General features: G+C 70.2%; 12 protein-coding genes and 1 pseudogene. 7 read left to right on the top strand and 6 right to left on the bottom strand.

Going from position 1 to position 17,129, the window contains the following annotated elements; translation table 11 throughout:
* Nucleotides 1–630: 630 nt before the first annotated feature.
* The 4 genes from H504_RS0120655 to H504_RS0120640 all read right to left on the bottom strand — a co-directional run bounded on the left by H504_RS0120655 (nucleotide 631) and on the right by H504_RS0120640 (nucleotide 9,670).
* Nucleotides 631–1,764, bottom strand: coding sequence for a S1 family peptidase (locus tag H504_RS0120655; RefSeq protein ID WP_026424317.1), 1,134 nt, complete (start codon nucleotides 1,762–1,764; stop codon nucleotides 631–633).
* Nucleotides 1,765–2,249: 485 nt separating this feature from the next.
* Nucleotides 2,250–5,000, bottom strand: a complete 2,751-nt coding sequence (locus tag H504_RS0120650; protein WP_026424316.1) for a helix-turn-helix transcriptional regulator — start codon at nucleotides 4,998–5,000, stop codon at nucleotides 2,250–2,252.
* A gap of 100 nt (nucleotides 5,001–5,100) precedes the next feature.
* The gene (locus H504_RS0120645) at nucleotides 5,101–7,584 is read right to left on the bottom strand and encodes a DNA gyrase/topoisomerase IV subunit A (protein ID WP_026424315.1); all 2,484 of its coding nucleotides are present in this window, start codon (nucleotides 7,582–7,584) and stop codon (nucleotides 5,101–5,103) included.
* Nucleotides 7,585–7,621: 37 nt separating this feature from the next.
* Nucleotides 7,622–9,670: a DNA gyrase/topoisomerase IV subunit B gene (locus tag H504_RS0120640; protein WP_026424314.1), complete on the bottom strand. Its 2,049-nt coding sequence runs from the start codon at nucleotides 9,668–9,670 to the stop codon at nucleotides 7,622–7,624.
* A 506-nt stretch (nucleotides 9,671–10,176) separates the two neighbouring features.
* On the opposite strand from H504_RS0120640, the gene H504_RS0120635 reads away from it, so the two are divergent.
* The 6 genes and pseudogenes from H504_RS0120635 (at nucleotide 10,177) to H504_RS43670 (ending at nucleotide 14,317) form a co-directional block, all read left to right on the top strand.
* A complete protein-coding gene (locus H504_RS0120635) occupies nucleotides 10,177–10,965 on the top strand; it encodes a lytic polysaccharide monooxygenase (RefSeq protein WP_026424313.1) in 789 nt (262 codons plus the stop codon).
* A 59-nt stretch (nucleotides 10,966–11,024) separates the two neighbouring features.
* Nucleotides 11,025–11,663: a DUF305 domain-containing protein gene (locus tag H504_RS36170; protein WP_035305127.1), complete on the top strand. Its 639-nt coding sequence runs from the start codon at nucleotides 11,025–11,027 to the stop codon at nucleotides 11,661–11,663.
* Between the two features lie 121 nt (nucleotides 11,664–11,784).
* Nucleotides 11,785–12,567 (top strand): annotated as a pseudogene (locus H504_RS36165) (kynureninase/PvdN C-terminal domain-containing protein); the annotation flags it as partial.
* A gap of 33 nt (nucleotides 12,568–12,600) precedes the next feature.
* A complete protein-coding gene (locus tag H504_RS0120620) occupies nucleotides 12,601–13,602 on the top strand; it encodes a cation diffusion facilitator family transporter (RefSeq protein ID WP_026424312.1) in 1,002 nt (333 codons plus the stop codon).
* Between the two features lie 237 nt (nucleotides 13,603–13,839).
* Nucleotides 13,840–14,019: a hypothetical protein gene (locus tag H504_RS36160; RefSeq protein ID WP_035305124.1), complete on the top strand. Its 180-nt coding sequence runs from the start codon at nucleotides 13,840–13,842 to the stop codon at nucleotides 14,017–14,019.
* 175 nt (nucleotides 14,020–14,194) lie between these two features.
* The gene (locus H504_RS43670) at nucleotides 14,195–14,317 is read left to right on the top strand and encodes a hypothetical protein (RefSeq protein ID WP_281173649.1); all 123 of its coding nucleotides are present in this window, start codon (nucleotides 14,195–14,197) and stop codon (nucleotides 14,315–14,317) included.
* A 19-nt stretch (nucleotides 14,318–14,336) separates the two neighbouring features.
* Here H504_RS43670 and H504_RS0120605 read toward each other — a convergent pair whose 3' ends face one another.
* Together H504_RS0120605 and H504_RS0120600 are read right to left on the bottom strand one after the other, a co-directional pair.
* Nucleotides 14,337–14,726, bottom strand: coding sequence for an ATP-binding protein (locus tag H504_RS0120605; RefSeq protein WP_026424310.1), 390 nt, complete (start codon nucleotides 14,724–14,726; stop codon nucleotides 14,337–14,339).
* A gap of 70 nt (nucleotides 14,727–14,796) precedes the next feature.
* On the bottom strand, nucleotides 14,797–15,687 hold the full coding sequence (locus H504_RS0120600; RefSeq protein WP_026424309.1) for a Ppx/GppA phosphatase family protein: 891 nt from the start codon (nucleotides 15,685–15,687) through the stop codon (nucleotides 14,797–14,799).
* A 165-nt stretch (nucleotides 15,688–15,852) separates the two neighbouring features.
* Between H504_RS0120600 and H504_RS0120595 the strand changes: the two genes are divergently transcribed.
* A complete protein-coding gene (locus H504_RS0120595; protein WP_026424308.1) occupies nucleotides 15,853–16,809 on the top strand; it encodes a DNA polymerase domain-containing protein in 957 nt (318 codons plus the stop codon).
* The last annotated feature ends 320 nt before the right edge of the window (nucleotides 16,810–17,129 follow it).

Genomic DNA, 17,129 nt, shown 5'->3' with positions numbered 1-17,129 from the left:
TCGGTGCGGACGGTGGAGGACCATGTTGCGAACGCGCTGCGGAAGTGTGGGGTGCGGACGCGATCGGATTTGCCGTGTGATGGGTGAGGGTCACTGGGCCTCGGCTGCGCCTCGGGGGTCGGCCTGGTCGCCTTCGGCGACGCCGGCCCCGGGCGCCAGATTAAAACGGTGGTGCCCGTTGTGGTGAAGTTGTTTTGTTTGGGGCCCCTAGCGGCAGCCTGGGTAAGGCTAAAAGGCGGGGCCACTGGAAAGCGTGGCCTTCCCCGCCGGCCGGCTTAGGCCACCGCTCCCCCCAAACAAAACAACTCCACCACAACGGGCAGTTGGTATCGGCGGGTTTCGAGGAGCGCGGTGCTAGTTGGCGGGCTTCGTCGATATGGGGTGGGCTTTTTTGAGGCGTGCGGTGCGGGGGTGGCGCTTCGTCGATGGGGTTGGGTTTATTAGGCGCGGGCGCAGGCGGGAGGGGCAGGGTCTTTTGCCTGCGGTTTTGTTGTAGGGGTGGCCGGGTTTGGGGTGGTGGTTCTCGCTGTCGCGAAGCGGTGGGGTGGGGTGGGGGTCTTTGAGGAGAAGAGAAAGAAGGGTGGTCCGGGCGTCGGGGGGAGGGACGCCCGGACCGGGGGGAAAGTCTTGTTAGCTGGTGACGAGGCGGAGGCTGTAGGTGGAGAGGATGGGGTTTACGGGCTGGAAGTAGGTGGTGCCGCCGGAGGTGCAGTTGCCGGAGCCGCCAGAAGTGACGCCTTGGGCTTGGGTGCCGCTGAGCCAGCTACCGCCGGAGTCGCCGGGTTCGGCGCAGACGTTGGTGCGGGTGAGGCCGTTGACGGCGCCTTCGGAGTAGCGGACGGTTTGGTTCTTGGCCTGGACGGTGCCGCAGTGCCAGCCGGTGGTGGAGCCGGAGCGGCAGATGGCGGCGCCGACTGCTGACTCCGTGGAGCCCTGGACGGCGACGGTGGTGGAGCCGCTGTAGCGGTTCACGACGCCGCGTGGGGTCCAGTTGGCGTTGGTCTTGACCCAGGAGTAGTCGCGGCCGGGGAAGGTCGAGGCTTGGAAGGTGCCCTGGGCGACCCGGTTGGAGCCGGAGGTGGAGTCACCCCGGTTGCCGCAGTGGCCCGCGGAGACGAAGCCACCCTGGACGGAGAAGCCGACGGAGCAGCGGGCGCCGGAGCCGATGTAGTAGGCGTCGCCGCCGCGGACGTCGTAGAGGACGCGGGGGGACTCGGTGGATTCGACGACCTGGGTGGTGGAGAGGTCGACGCCGGTGGTGGTGAGGAATTGGTGGGCGGCGGCGAGGGTGCCGCGGGCCGTGGTCACGGTGACGGTGTTGTGCTGGACGTCGACGTACCAGCCGGTGATGCCCGCGGGGGCGGACTTCTCCTTGGCGTTCAAGGTGTCCGCGGTGGTGTCGAGTTGGCGGGCGCTGTGCGACACGAACTTGGCGGTGGCGCCCGCGGACTGGGCGGCGGCGATCTTGGCCTGGTCGGTCACGCCGACGACGAGCGTGGCGGACGGGGCGTCGTAGTAGGCGCCGCCGAAGGTGTCGCCGAGGGAGGCGCGCAGGGTCGATTCCAGCGCGGTGGCGCGGTTCTCGCTCGCGATGCGGGCGAGCGCGGCGTCGTGGGACAGGCCGAGGTCGCGCTGCATGGTGTCGAGGACGACGTTGGACACGCCCTCCGTCTTGGCGGCGTCCTGCCCGGCGAACGCGGGCGCGGCGACGACCACGCCCGCGGACGCGGTCAGCACTGCTGCGGCGACGAGTGTGCGTTTCACATTGACTCCATCGGTGCTCGATTGCAGGGGATGAGTCCCCACCGAACGCGTTATCCGGCCCTCACTCGCGGCGTATCGGTGGCACTTTCGGATCGTGGTCGCGTTGTCCTGTCACCACAAGGGGAACTTGTTACCGGATATGAACTCGGTGGGAAAACACCGTTTGTACAGCGCATTTCCGCCGAGATCAGCTCCGGTGAATTCACCGTTGGCCGCGAATGCGCGAGTTCGGCGACGCGCTGTCACCGGGGATCCCGGTTAACTGTGGAAACGCCGGGACAGGTGTGCGGCACGGACCCCCACCCGCCCCGGGCGTAAGGCGGAATGTCACAGGCGGGGTCCGCACCGCGCCGAGGTGGAACCAGTGGCCCGACCCAGGCGAACAAACGCGCCGACCGCGGGCGAATCGACGGCGGCAGGCGGCAACACGATAGGGAACCGACGATGGCGGGGGCATCGGGGGAAACCCTCGCCGGGGAGCGAGGTCAGTCGGCGCGCAACCGGGGGCCGAGTTGGGTGCGGGAGCGGATGCCGAGTTTGCGGTACACCCGGGTCAGGGTGGCCTCGACGGTCTTCACGCTGACGAACATCCGGTCGGCGATCTCCCGGTTGGTCGCGCCGGTCACCACCATGCCCGCGACGCGCGCCTCGGTGGCGGTCAGCTCGGTCGGGGCGTGCCCGGTCTCGGCGCCGGTGAGCCGGGTGAGCGTCCGCTCGGCGTGCTCGGTCCACGGCCGGGCCCCGGCGGCGGCGAACAGGGCGGCGGCGCGGCGGACCGGTTCGCGGGCGGCGGCGTAGCGGCGGCGGCCGCGTTCGACCCGGCCGCGCACCAGCAGGCAGTGCCCGGCCTCCAGCGGCTGCCCGAGGCCGGTGAACACGGTCTCGGCGTGGCGCAGCAACTCGACGGCCTCGTCGGCGTAGCCCCGGGCGGCGAGCAGCGACGCCTCGGCGCGGTCGAGTTGGGCGGCGGTGCCCGCGGGTTCCGGGGCATTGGCCACCAGCTCGCGGGTGTCGGTGATCAACGCCTTGGCCTCGTCCATCTCACCGACGGCGACGAGCCCGGTGGCAAGGTCGCCGTGCCAGCGCAGCATCGTGGGGTCGCGGATACCGCGCGGCGCTTCCAGTTCGGGTATGCGGCGCAACGCCGCGACGGCGTCGATCGGGCGGCCGACCCGCAGCAGCGCCTGCCCGAGCAGGTGCAGGTGCCTGCGCAGGAACACCACGTCCGACTCCTGCTCCGACGCCCGCACCCCGCGTTCGGCGTAGGCGAGGGCCCGCGCGACGCTGCCGCCCGCCAGTTCCGCCATCGCGCACGAGTGCCAGCCCGGCGCCGGGCTCAGCCGGGCCTCGCCGCCGATGCGCTGCGAGCGGGACGCGTAGTCCAGCGCGTCGCGGCAGCGGCCCAGCCTGCCGGACACCTCGGCCAGGCCGCGCAGCACGTCGATCAGTTCCTCGACAGCGCCCCGTTCGACCAAGCCGAGCATGCCCAGGTACATCGCGCGGGCGTCCTCCAGCCGGTCGTCGAAGGTGGCGAACCGGGCCACCACGAAGGCCGGGGAGAAGTGCAGCCAGCCGTCCATGCCCGGCGGCGGCAGCTCCAGGGCGGCGCGCAGCGGCCGGTCGAAGTCCGGTTCGGCCGCCTGCCGCTTCATCAGCGCGACGCTCGCCAGCGCCATCGCCTCGATGGAGGTGTCGCCGACCTGGCGGGCCAACCCGGCGGCGCGCTCGGCCTCGGCGACCGAGGCGGCGGGCCACCCGTTGATCATCGCCGCCCAGGACTGCCACAGGTGCAGCAGACCGCCCGAGCGCGGGCAGTCCCCCGCGTCGGCCAGCGCCAGCGCGAACAGCTCGCGCTGGTCGGCGAGGCCCTGCCCGGCGAGGTGGATCAGCGCCATCCTGGCCTTGACCCGTTGCAGCGGCGCCGCCTCGGCGGCCAGCACGGCCCCGGCGGCGTGCCGGGCGAGCTCCGGTCGGGCGGCGACGGCGGCCGTCTCCGCCGCGGCGACCAGCCACTCGACCCGCTGGGCCCGCGCGTCGGCCGGGGTGCGGTCGGCGGCGAGCAGGTACAGCTCGGCGGCCAGGTCGCGAGATCCCTGGCGCAGCGCGGATTCCGCGGCGACGACCAGGGACCGGGCGACGGCGGCGCTGGGATCGGCGGAGGCGAGCGCCTGGTGCCGCTCCCGGTCCGCGTCGAAGGTGACGGCCTCGGCGAGGTTCGCGTGCGCGTGCGCGCGATGGTCGGCGTCGGCGAGGTCGGAAATCAACGTGGCCGCGCCGGGCGGGGTGAACCTGATGTTCTCGGCGTCGGTGACCACGAGTCCGATCTCGGCGGCCCTGGCGACATCCCTTGCCGCGTCGGCCCTCCCAGCCCGCTGCAGCAACCTGACCGTGGGCCGCAGGGCCAACGCGCACCACAGCAGGGTCTCGCGCTCGGCAGGGGTAAGCGCCGCCAAGCGTTCCCGCACGATAAGAGCGACGTTGGGCGGTAAGGACTTCCGATCGCGTTCGGTGACCGCGCCCGCGAGAACCAATGCCAGGTAAGGGTTCCCGGCCGAGTCAGCGTGGATCGTCGTGGCGGTGCGGGCCGGTAGGCCAAGCGAGTCGAAGAGTTCGGCGAGGTCGTCGGCGGTGAGCGGGGGCACGACGTGCCGGAACACCGGACCGTTGACGAGCGCGGCGGGCGGGATGACGCGTGGGCCGTCGTCATCTAAGGGCGTGGTCTCCGGAAGCCTGCCCGCGACCACGGTCCGCACCGGCGCCGAACCGGTTCTCCTTGCCGCGTAGGCGATGACGTCCGCGGAGGCGGCATCGATCCACTGGGCGTCGTCGAGCAGCACCAGTACTGGTGATCGGGCCGCGAGCGCCAAGAGCACCAGGTGCCATGCGTGCCGCAACGGGACTCCCCCGTCGGCCAAACCGTCCCGGTGCCCGGTGAGCAGGAGGGTGACCACGTCCCGGTACTCGACCGGCAACGCCGCCACGATCGACGCGGGCACCTGGCCCAGCAGATCAGCCAGGACCCCGTTGGAGATCCAGCGTTCCGCCTCCGCCGCGGTGGCCCGCAGCACGGTGCCCTCCACACCGGGCACCTCGGACACCAAGGCGTCCAACAGGGTGGTCTTGCCGATCCCGCTCGGCCCGGTGAGCAGCACACCGCCGCCCTGGGCCAACCGGTCGCGCACCTCGGCCAACAGCGGCGCGCGCCCGACCAGCCCAGTCCCCCCGACACCGACCACTTCGCGCACCCACCTCACCGGCTGAGCAGGTGGCGACACAGTACAGACGCCCGACGATCCGGACAACCAGCCCGAAGTCCAGTGGTGGCAGCCTAGATCCTCAGGCCCGTTCGATCAGGTGGCCGACCACATCGGGACCAGGGTGCGCGGCGCCGGAACCGTCGCGGCGCACGTCCGGGTCGGGCAGTTCGATGGCCGCCCCGGCGCGGTTCGACCCGGCCGGACGCGGACCGACCCAGCCGAGCAGCAACCCCGTCTCCCCCTTGAGGAACCGGTGCGCCCGGACACCCGCGGTCGCCCGGCCCTTCGCCGGGTACTCCGCGAACGGCGTCACCTTCACCGTTTGACCGGTGGAGGTCACCACCATCGGCTCGCCGTGGTCCGGGTCGTCGGTGCGGATGGCGGCGAAGAACACCGCGTGCGAACCGGACGGCAGGTTGATGCCCGCCATGCCGCCGCCCTTCAACCCCTGCGGCCGGACCAGGCTCGCCGGGTACCGCAGCAACGAGGCCTCCGACGACAGGAACGCCAGCGCCTCGGTGCCGTCGACCAGCCAGGTGGCGCCGACGACCTCGTCGCCGTCCTTGAGGGTGATGACCTCGAACTCGTCGGACCGCACCGGCCACTCCGGCGCGCACACCTTCACCACGCCGCCGCGTGTGCCGAGCGCGAGCCCCGGCGAGCCCGTGGCCTGGTCACCGAGGGGCGCGATGCCGATGACCCGCTCGCCCTTCTCCAGTGACACCAACTCGCTCGCTGCCATACCGCCGCTCAACGACACCGTGCCGCTCTGCTCCGGCAAAACCGGCAACGGCAGGACATCCGTCTTGAACGCGCGACCGTGGCTGGTCACCAGCAGCACCTGTCCGCGCGCGGTGGAGTGCACGAGCGCGGCGACCGCGTCATGTCGTGCGCGTCCCTTGCGCGTGCGGGCTTCCGCCGCCTCTTCCGACTCCGCGGCCGTGCGCGCGACCAGACCGGTGGCGGACAGGATCACCTGGCACGGGTCGTCGGCGACCTCCAGCGGCCCGGCGGGTTTGGACGCCGCCAGCACCTCCTTGAGGTCGCCGTCGATCAGCGCGGTGCGGCGCTCACCGGCGAGGTCCTTGGTGACCTTGCCCAGTTCGGTGGACACGACCCGGCGCAGGACCTTCTCGTCGTCGAGGATCTTGGACAGCTCCTCGATCTCGCCGCGCAGCTTGTCCTGCTCGGCCTCCAGCTCCAGCTTGTCGTACTTGGTGAGCCTGCGCAGCGGCGTGTCCAGGATGTAGGTGGCCTGGATCTCGGAGAGCTTGAACCGGCTCATCAGCGCGGCCTTCGCGGCGGCCGCGTCGTCGCTGGCGCGGATCAGCCGGATCACCTTGTCGATGTCGACCAGGGCCAGCAGCAGGCCCTCGACCAGGTGCAGCCGCTCCTCGCGCTTGCGCTTGCGGTACCGGGTGCGGCGGGTCACCACCTCGTAGCGGTGCCGCAGGAAGACCTCCAGCAGCGCCTTGAGGCCCAGCGTGCGCGGCTGCCCCTCGACCAGCACCAGGTTGTTGATGCCGAACGACTGCTCCATCGGCGTCAACCGGTACAGGTCGGCCAGCAGCGCCTGTGGGTTGACACCGACCTTGCACTCGATCACCAGCCGGGTGCCGTTCTCCCGGTCGGTGAGGTCCTTGACGTCGGCGATGCCGGTGAGCCGCTTGGACTTGTTCACCTCTTCGGTGATCTTCTCGATGATCTTCTCCGAGCCGACCTGGTAGGGCAGCTCGGTGACCGTGATCGCCTGCCTGCGGCTGCCCTCCAGCGGGCCGATCTCCACCTTCGCCCGCATCCGGACCACGCCGCGGCCGGTCTCGTAGGCGCGGCGCACCTCGTCCAGGCCGAGCAGCATCCCGCCGGTCGGCAGGTCCGGGCCGGGGACGAACTCCATGAGCTTGTCCAGGTCGGCGTCCGGGTGCGTGATCAGGTAGCGCGCCGCGGCGACGACCTCGCCCAGGTTGTGCGGGATCATGTTGGTGGCCATGCCGACCGCGATCCCGGACGTGCCGTTGACCAGCAGGTTCGGGAACGCGGCAGGCAGCACGGCGGGTTCGAGCAGGGAGCCGTCGTAGTTCGGGCGGAAGTCGACGGTGTCCTCGCCGAGCTCGCCGACCAGCAGCATCGCCTCGGGCGACATCCGGGCCTCGGTGTACCGGCTGGCGGCCGGGCCGTCGTCCGGGGAACCGAAGTTGCCGTGCCCGTCGACCAGCGGCGAGTTGAGCGAGAAGTCCTGCGCCAACCGGACCATCGCGTCGTAGATCGCCACGTCGCCGTGCGGGTGGTACTTGCCCATGACGTCACCGACGACCCGGGAGGACTTCACGTAGGCGTGCGTCGGCCGGTAGCCCTGCTCGTTCATCGAGAACAAGATCCGCCGGTGCACCGGCTTCAGGCCGTCGCGCGCGTCGGGCAGCGCCCGGGAATGGATCACCGAGTACGCGTACTCCAGGTAGGAGTCCTCGATCTCGGTGTGCAGCGGGTTGTCGAAGACGTTCGCGCCCGCCCGGTCGAAGGCGTTCGGGTCGACCTTGCTGGAGGGGGCCTTGCGGCGTGCCATTGCTCAGCGCTCTCTCTCGTGCCGCTCTCTGCGGCTCTTAAACGTCGATGGCGGACTGGTCGACGCGGGCGGCGGAATCGACCAGCCAGTTGCGCCGGGGCTCCACCTTCTCCCCCATCAGCAGCTCCAGCGCCGTCTCGGCGGCCTCGACGTCGGCCATGGTGATCCGGCGGACCGAGCGGGTGGCCGGGTTCATCGTGGTCTCCCACAGCTCGTCGGCGTCCATCTCGCCGAGGCCCTTGAACCGGGGCACCGGGGTGACCACCTGCCTGCCCGCCTTCTCCAGCCTGGCGACGGTGGTCTCCATCTCGCGCTGGGTGAAGGTGAACACGGTCTCCGCGCCGCGGCCCCTGGTGGTGATCTTGTGCAGCGGCGGCATGGCGGCGTACAACCTGCCGTCGTCGATCACCGGGCGCATGTACTTGGCGAACAGGGTGATCAGCAGGGTGCGGATGTGCGAGCCGTCCACGTCCGCGTCGGCCATCAGGATGACCCGGCCGTAGCGCATCGCGGGCAGGTCGAAGGTGCGGCCGGTGCCCGCGCCGAGGACCTGCACGATGGCGGCGATCTCGGCGTTGCGCAGCGTGTCGGCCAGGCTCGCCTTCTGCACGTTCAGGATCTTGCCGCGCAGCGGCAGCAGCGCCTGGTACTCCGAGACCCGCGCCATCCGGGCCGAACCGAGCGCGCTGTCCCCCTCGACCAGGAACAGCTCGCTGCGGGCGACGCCGGTGGTGCGGCAGTCGACCAGCTTGGCGGGCATCGCCGCGCCCTCCAGCGCCGTCTTGCGCCGGGCGGCGTCCTTCTGCTGCTTCTGCGCGATCCGCACCCGGCCCGCGTCGACGATCTTCTGCAGGACGACCTTGGCCTCGGCCTTGGACCGCTTGTCCTCGGTCCACTCGCGCAGCCGCTTCTCCACCACGCCCTGGATGACCCGGGTGATGCCCGCGGTGGACAGCTCGTCCTTGGTCTGCGAGGTGAACTGCGGCTCCGGGATGCGCACGTGCACGACCGCCGTCATCCCCTCCAGCACGTCGTCGAGGGTGGGCAGGTCCTCCTTGGGCTTGAGCAGGCCGCGGGTCTTGGTGATCGCCTCCTGCAGCGCCTTGGCCGTGGCCCGGTCGAACCCGCGGCGGTGCGTGCCGCCGTGCACGTTGCGGATCGTGTTGGTGAAGCACTCGACCGTGCGGTCGTAGCCGGTCCCCCAGCGGAACGCGACCTCCACCTCGGCGCGCCGCTCGACCTTGGACCGCATCACGCCGTTCTCGTCGGCGGCGTTCTCGGTGTAGGTGCCCTCGCCGGTGACCAGGATGGTGCCGCTGACCGGCTTCTCGTCGCTCGGCGCGAGGAAGTCGACCATGTCGGTGAGGCCGTTGGGGAAGTGGAAGGTCTCCTCGGCGGGCTGCTCGCCCCCGGTGCGCAGCACGTAGGTGACGCCGGGGACCAGGAACGCGGTGTTGCGCAGCTTGGCCCGGACCAGGTCGACGTCCAGCGCGGCGCCGTTCTCGAAGTAGCGGGCGTCGTACCAGTAGCGGATGGAGGTGCCGGTCGGCTCGTTGCGGCGCATCTTGCCGACCACGTCGAGCCCGGACTGCCTGGTGAACGCGGCCTCCGGGCCGTCGCCGTCGAACACGCCCGGTACACCGTGCGCGAAGGACATCCGGTGGACCTTGCCCTCGCGCCGGACGGTGACGTCGAAGCGGTGCGACAGGGCGTTGACCGCGGACGCGCCGACCCCGTGCAGACCACCGGAGGTCTTGTAGCCGGAGCCGCCGAACTTGCCGCCCGCGTGCAGCCTGGTCAGCACCAGTTCGACCCCGGACAGGCCGGACTTGGCGTGCACGCCGGTGGGGATGCCGCGGCCGTCGTCGTCGACCTGGACGCTGCCGTCGTCGTGCAGGGTGACGACCACCCTGGTGGCGAACCCGGCCACGCCCTCGTCGGTGGAGTTGTCCACGACCTCGGTGAACAGGTGGTTGATGCCCCGGCTGTCGGTGGACCCGATGTACATGCCGGGTCGCTTGCGCACCGCCTCGAGACCCTCCAGGTGCGTCAGGTCATCGGCCCCGTAGAGGGTCTCGGCAGTCACTGGGTCGTTCTCCCACGTCGATGCTTCCGGTTCGGGCGCCGCGCCGCTCGAACAGGTGTCCCAAGGTACCGGAGGGTATCCGGCCCACCCGACCGCCGCGCCGGGCGGCACCGCCCGAGCCGGTGTGGCCTGGGTCGCCCGCGATGGCCCGGACCACCGGTTCACCTGGTGATGACATGCGCCGTACGGTCTCTTGACCCGCCGGGCCCACCGTCAAGACGATGTGTGAATTTACCGCGCGGGGGCCGGTAGGCGCCGTCTTGACGGGTGATCAGAACCGCGTTTATGGTCTAGACCACAGCGCAGCTAGAACCAATTAGGCACAGCTTTACCAGCTAGTGGCTCGACCGGGGCAACGTTCCGGGTGGAGCCACTAGGCCTCCGGCGTCCGGGTCCGGCCGACGCCCGACGGAAGGCAGTCGTCCCACTGCCGACCGCTTCCACCCTGCGCCGATCGCCTTTGCGACCGGCGGAACGCCGTCCACTCCTGTGGAGGAGCACGCAACATGAAGCACAAGCGCAAACTCGCCGCGGCAGCGGCCGGGGCGACCATCGCCCCGCTGCTGATGGTGGCCCTGCCGTCGAGCCCCGCGTTCGCGCACGGCTACGTCAGCTCCCCGCCCAGCCGCCAGGCCAACTGCGCGGCGGGCAAGGTCAGCAACTGCGGCTCGATCATCTACGAGCCGCAGAGCGTCGAGGGCCCCAAGGGCCTCAAGAGCTGCGACGGTGGCCTCTCGCAGTTCTCCCAGCTCAGCGACGAGTCGAAGAACTGGCCCGTCGCCTCGGTCGGCAACTCCGTCGACTTCACCTGGACGCTGACCGCCCGGCACGCCACCTCGACCTGGGAGTACTGGGTCGGCAACAGCCGGATCGCCGTGTTCAACGACGGCGGCGCCCAGCCACCCGCCACCAAGACCCACACGGTCAACCTCAGCGGGTACTCCGGCCGCATCAAGGTGCTGGCCATCTGGAACATCGCCGACACGGCGAACGCGTTCTACAGCTGCGTCGACCTGCAGGTCGGTGGCGGCGGTGGGCAGACCTCCACGACCACCACCACGACCACCACGACGCCGCCGGTCACCACCACGACCAAGCCGACGACCACCACCACGAAGCCGACCACCACCACGACGACCACTCCGCCGCAGAGTGGCACGTGGGCCGCCGGTACCGCCTACACGGCCGGTACCACGGTCACCTACAACGGCTCGTCGTACCGCTGCCTGCAGTCGCACACCGCGCTCGCGGGCTGGGAGCCGGACACCACCCCGGCGCTCTGGGCGAAGATCTGATCGCCCCCCGGCCCGGGTCTCGGCGGACCCGGGCCGGGCCGTCCCCTTTTGGAGGCACCATGCGCCGCACGCCGATCGCGCTGATCGCCGCCTGCGCCGTCGTGCTCGCGGGCTGCGGCAGCGACCCCCACGCGGGCCACAGCGCCGCCCACGCGGGCCACAACCTCGCGCCCACCACCCCGGCATCGGCCCAGGCACCGGTATCCGGGGCGGCGGGCGCGACCCCCGCCGTCAGCGACTACAACCTCGGCGACGTGATGTTCCTGCAGATGGCCATCGCGAACCACCAGCGCGGCATCGACCTGGTCCACCTCGCCGACAACCGCCCCATCCGCGACGACCTGCACAACCTCATCACCGCGATCCGGCTCACCCAAGAGCAGGAGATCCCCGAGATGAAGAAGTGGCTCACCGGCTGGGGCCAGTCCACCGACGTCGACCCCAACCCCAACGCCCACGCCGCCCACGGCGGCATGCCGATCACCGACCCACAAACCCTCGCGGACCTGGCCAACCTACCGGACAACCAGTTCCAAAAACAGTTCATCGTCCTGTTGACGGCCCACCAACACAACGCGGTGGAGTTCGCACTGACGGAGAACAAAGAGGGCGTGAGCGTGCCGGTCAAGGCATTCGCGGACAAGCTGATCAAGTCACGAACTGGGGAGATTCAGCAGTTGCTGAACCTGGAGCAGTAGAAGACCCTTTGAGGGAAAGCCCCCGGCCAACATCGGGGGCTTTCCCCATTCCACAACAAAGCCACCCCACCCCTCGAAACCAACGGCCCCGAATCGACGAAGTCCCACACCTGTTTAAGACGTCCGCGTCCCCGCCGCGCCGGTCGAGACGCTCGCCGAGCGGCTGGCGTCCGAAGTGGACGATCGGACCGCCGCGGTGCTGGTGTCCTCGGTGCTGTTCGAGACCTCCCGCCGCGTCCCCGGCCTGTCCGACGTCGCCGCCGCCTGCGAACGCCACGGCGTCGAACTGCTCGTCGACGCCTACCACGCCCTCGGCGTCGTCCCGTTCGACCCCACCGGCCTCGCCGACGCCTGGATCGTCGGCGGCGGCTACAAGTACCTGCAACTGGGTGAGGGCAACTGCTTCCTGCGGCTGCCCCCGCACGCCCAGCAGACCCGGCCGGTGATCACCGGGTGGTTCGCCGAGTTCGCCGCCCTCGCCGACGACCGCGACCCCACCCTCGTCGCCTACGGCCCCGGCGCCACCCGCTTCGCCGGTTCCACCTACGACACCACCAGCCACTACCGCGCCGCCCGCGTCCTCGATTTCTTCGCCGAGCGAGGTCTCACCCCGGACCGCCTGCGCGCCATCTCCCTGCACCAGAACACCTTGCTCGCCAAGGCTTTCGACGACCTCGGCATCCCCGAGCACGTGGCGACCCGCGACCGGACCACCCCGCGCGAGGCATTCGGCGGATTCCTGTCGCTGCGGTCACCCCGCACCCAGGAGTTCCAGCGTGCCTTGGCCGAGCGGGGAGTCCTGACCGACAGCCGCGGCGAGTACCTGCGGTTCGGCCCGGCGCCCTACCTGCGCGACGACCAACTGCACGCGGCGATGGCGGTGCTCGGCGAGATCGTGACCTGAGCGGGCGACCCGCCCCCGAACTACGCTTCCCGCGTGGCAGAAAACGCTCCGGTCCCCAACTCCGAAGGCGGCGAGAGCACGCTGACCGTGCTGCTCGCGGGCGGGGTCAACCTGTTGATCGCGGTGCTCAAACTGGTCGCCGGGTTGATCACCGGCTCGGCGTCCATGCTGTCCGAGTCGGTGCACTCGGTGGCCGACACCATCACCGAGGGGCTGCTGCTGACCGCGCTGCGGGTCTCCCGCAGGCCCGCCGACCGCGCGCACCCGTTCGGCTACGGCAAGGCCCGGTACTTCTGGTCCCTGCTCGCCGCCGTGTCGATCTTCGCGTCGGGCGCCAGTTTCGCGTTCTACGAAGGCATCTCCACCATCTTCGGGCACGGCGGGGAACAGACCTCGCCGCTGGTCGCGTACCTGGTGCTGGCCGCGGCGTTCGGCCTGGAGTGCACCTCGTGGCTGCAGGCGGTCCGGCAGGTCCGCCGGGACGCCGCCGACCAGGGCCGCACCTTCCGCATGCAACTCCGCCACGGCGACGACCCGACCGCCACCACCGTGTTCTACGAGGACAGCGCCGCCATGGCCGGTCTGGTACTGGCCTTCGCAGGCGTCGGACTGCACCAGCTCACCGGCCAAGCCGTGTGGGACGGCGTCGCGTCGGTCGCCATCGGGCTGCTCCTGGCCGGGGTGGCGTTCCTGCTCGGCCGCGCCAACGCCGCCCTGCTCATCGGGCGGCAGGCCGCGCCGGACCTGGTCTACGGCGTGCGCGACTCCCTGGCTGCCGCTCCCGAAATCGAAGCCGTCGTCGACCTGCAAACCATGCTGATCGGCACCGACAGCGTCCTGGTATGCGCCCGCGTCGACTTCGACGACACCCTCACCGCGGGCGAACTGGAACAGGTATGCGTCCGACTCGCCGGTGAACTGCAAACCGAACACCACGACGTCACCGAGGTCTTCATCGAACCCGTCCCCCGCTCCAACCCCGACCTCCGCGCCGCCGTCTTGGCCCGCTACGGGGAACAAACCCGGATCGGCTGAACGTGCTGCGTGGGCGGGGTCAGCGGGTGAACCAGGCGGTGAAGGTGTTCGGTCGTTGGTGACGGCTGGTTGGTTTCCTGTGCCAACGCTCGCACGGTCGCCGAGCCGGTGCCCTTCACCAACCCTGACCTGCGTGCCGCTGTCCTGGCTCGCTATGGGGAACAAACCCGGATCGGCTGGATCTCCGTCGTGCGTGGGTTCAGCGGTGAGCCAGGCGGTAAAGGTGTTCGGTCGTCGGTGACCGCGAGGTTGACCTCCTGCGCCAACGCCCGCGTGATCGCTGAGCGGTGCTTCGCCAACCCCGACCTGCGCGCCGTCGTCTTGGCCCGTTACGGGGCAAACCCGGATCGGTCGAACGTCTTCTGCGCGTGGGTCAGCGGGGTGACCCAGGCGGTGAAGGTTCTCAGTCGTTGGTGACGGCCAGGTTGGTTCTTGTGCCAGTGCCCGCATGATTGCTGAGCCGGTACCCTGCGCCAATCCCGACCTGCGCGCCGCCGTCTTGGCCGGCTACGGCGAACAAACCTTGGATCGGTTGAACGTCTGCTGGGGAGAGTCAGCGGGTGAGCCAGGTGGTGAAGGTATTCGGTCGTCGGTGACTGCTGGGTTGGTTTCCTGTGCCAGTGCCCGCACGATCACCGAGCTGGTACCCCGCACCAACCCCGACCTCCGCGCCGCCGTCTTGGCCCGCTACGGGGAACAAACCCGGATCGGCTGAACGTGCTGCGTGGGCGGGGTCAGCGGGTGAACCAGGCGGTGAAGGTGGTGCGGCCGTCGGTGACGGCGAGGTTGACCTCCTGGGCGAGTGCCCGCACGATCGCCATACCGCGGCCCGCGAGCACCACGCCGGACGCGGGTACCCGCCAGCCGGTCTCGTCGACCACGGTGACCACGACCACCTCGTTGTCCAGGTGTGCGCCCAATCCGAGTACGGTGGCTCGTCTGCCCACCCGTCCGCCGTTGGCGATCGCGTTGCTCATCGCCTCGTCGGCTGACCACACCGCGTCGTCCGCGGTGACCTCCGCGACCCCGAGGTCGGCCAGCCAGTCGCGCAGCGCGTGCCGTGCCAGGTGCAACTGTCCGGGCTCGGCGGGCACCGACACCGCCCACACCGCCATCTCCGTCATGGTCTGGGAATACCTCGGCTGTCGAGGGTGAAACGTGGCGGAAAGGCAAGTGACCACCGGGTTTCCGCGGTCATGCCGCTTCGGTGAGCACCGCCGCCGAGCGCTGCTCCATCAGGGCGAGCAGCAGCCCCTCCTTCGTGGACCACGGGCTGATCTCGACCACCGGGTGCCCGGTCACCGCCATCAACGCGCGCGCCGCGACCGCCCCCGCGAGCGACTGCCGCGCCCGGTGCCGCGAGATCCCCGGCACCTTCGCCCGCCGCGTCGCCGACAGCCGCGCCAGCCGCGGGATCCACCGGTCCAGGTCGGCCAGGTCGACCGTGCGCGAGCCCACCATCCTGGCCAGGCCGCCGAACACCTTGGAGCACCCGACCCCGAGCCCGCCGCGCAGCGCCACCAGGTCGTCCTCGTCCAGCGCGTCCCGGATCAGCGCCGCCACCTGGTCCACGTGGTTGGCCAGCCCCAGCGCGGTCAGCGTCCTGGCCCCGTACGGCAGCGACTCGGCCACCGAGGCCAGGTCGGCGTCCCCGGCCGCCAACTCGACCGTGCCGCCGCCGACGTCGAGCACCGTCAGCGGCCCGCGCGCCCAGCCGAACCACCGCCGCGCCGCCAGGTACGCCAGCCGCGCCTCCTGTCTGCCGGTGAACGTGCTCAAGGTGACCCCGGTCCGCCGCGCCACCTGCCGGATGACCTCGTCGCCGTTGACCGCGTCGCGCACCGAGGAGGTGGCGAACGGCACGAACCGGTCGATCCGCAGCCCGCGCGCCTTCTTGGTCAGCGCCGCCACCGCCCCCGCGATCGCCTCGACCCCGTCCGGCCGCAACGCCCCCGCGTCGTACGACTTGTCCAGCCGCAGCCGGACCTTGCGCTCGTACACCGGGGTGATCCGCTGGTCGGCCACCACGACCAGGTGCGCGCTGAAACAACCGACGTCGAGCACGCCGACGGTGCCTGGCTGCATCGCGGACCCCCTGGTCCTCCTCGCGTCAGTGGTCTGACGATCATTGTTACCCGGGGTGAGCATGCGGCAAACCCCCGAACATGTACAAAATTCCCCCATCGGCCTGATTCGCCCAGCCCGATCGGATGACCGTGCGTTGTCTTACCTCTGTGGCACAGTGACCGGGTGACCAGCGACGACATCCGTCACGGAGTGTCCCTGACGAACCTCGACCAGCCGCTTTTCGACGGGGCGGACGCGACCAAACGCGACCTGGTCGACTACCTGGACGCCATGGCGGACCGGATCCTGCCCGCCCTGCGCGACCGGTACCTGTCCGTGGTCCGCATCCGCCCCGGCCAGGACCCGTTCATGCAGAAGAACACCCCCAAGTACACCCCACCCTGGGTCCGCACCGAACCGCTGTGGGCGGAATCCAGCAAACGCCAACTCAACTACGCGGTCTGCGACGACAGCAGAACCCTCACCTGGCTCGCCAACCAACGCGCCGTCGAATACCACGTCCCCCTCTCCCGCATCGGCGAACCGTCGGCAACCCACCTGGTCCTCGACCTGGACCCACCGGAACCCGCCGACTTCGCCGCCGTTGTCGCGGCCGCCCACCTCGTCCACACCGCCCTCACCAACGACGGATTGTCGGGCGCGGTGAAAACCAGCGGCTCCAAAGGCGTCCACATCCTCGTCCCCCTCCTCCCCGCCAACCCCGACGACATCGCCGCCGCCACCCGCGCCCTCGCCGCCCGCACCGAACGCCTCAACCCAACCATCGCCACCACGGCCTACATCAAAGACGACCGAGAAGGAAAAGTCTTCCTCGACTCAACCCGCGCTTACGGCGCGACGGTTGTAGCGGTGTACAGCCCACGAATCCGACCAGGAGTACGGGTCTCATACCCCGTCCCCTGGGAAACCCTGGACTCAATCACCCCAGCCGACTTCACCATCAAGTCGGTCCTGGAAACAACCGGAGACCCCTGGGCGGAGCTGATGCCCCCAGCACAGGCACTCCCAGAAGACCTCATCACCGAAGGCCGAACAATCCCAGTCGCCAGAGTAATAGCCATGCACGAAGGAAAACGCCGCGCCCGCGCCCGCCAAGAACAGGAAAAGAACAACGACTGACCACCCCTCCCCCGCGCCTCACCGACGAAGCCCCATTCCTACGCCCCCGCCTCGAAACCCACCCCATATCGACGAAGCGCCACACCCAACACCACACGCCCAAAAAGACCCACCTCTCACCGACGAAGCCCCACACCCAACACCACACGCCAAAAAAAGAACCTACCCCATATCGACGAAGCCCCACGCCTGCACCGCGCGCCTCGGGACCCGCCGATGCCAACTGCCCGTTGTGGTGAAGTTGTTTTGTTTGGGGGGAGCGGTGGCCTAAGCCGGCTGGCGGGTAAGGCCACGCTTTCCAGTGGCCCCGCCTTTTAGCC

Origin of the sequence: Actinokineospora inagensis DSM 44258 (assembly GCF_000482865.1) — a bacterium.
GTDB classification, from domain to species: Bacteria; Actinomycetota; Actinomycetes; order Mycobacteriales; family Pseudonocardiaceae; genus Actinokineospora; species Actinokineospora inagensis.
Note: the sequence above shows the minus strand (reverse complement) of the source record. Positions and strands in the feature narration are given on the sequence as shown.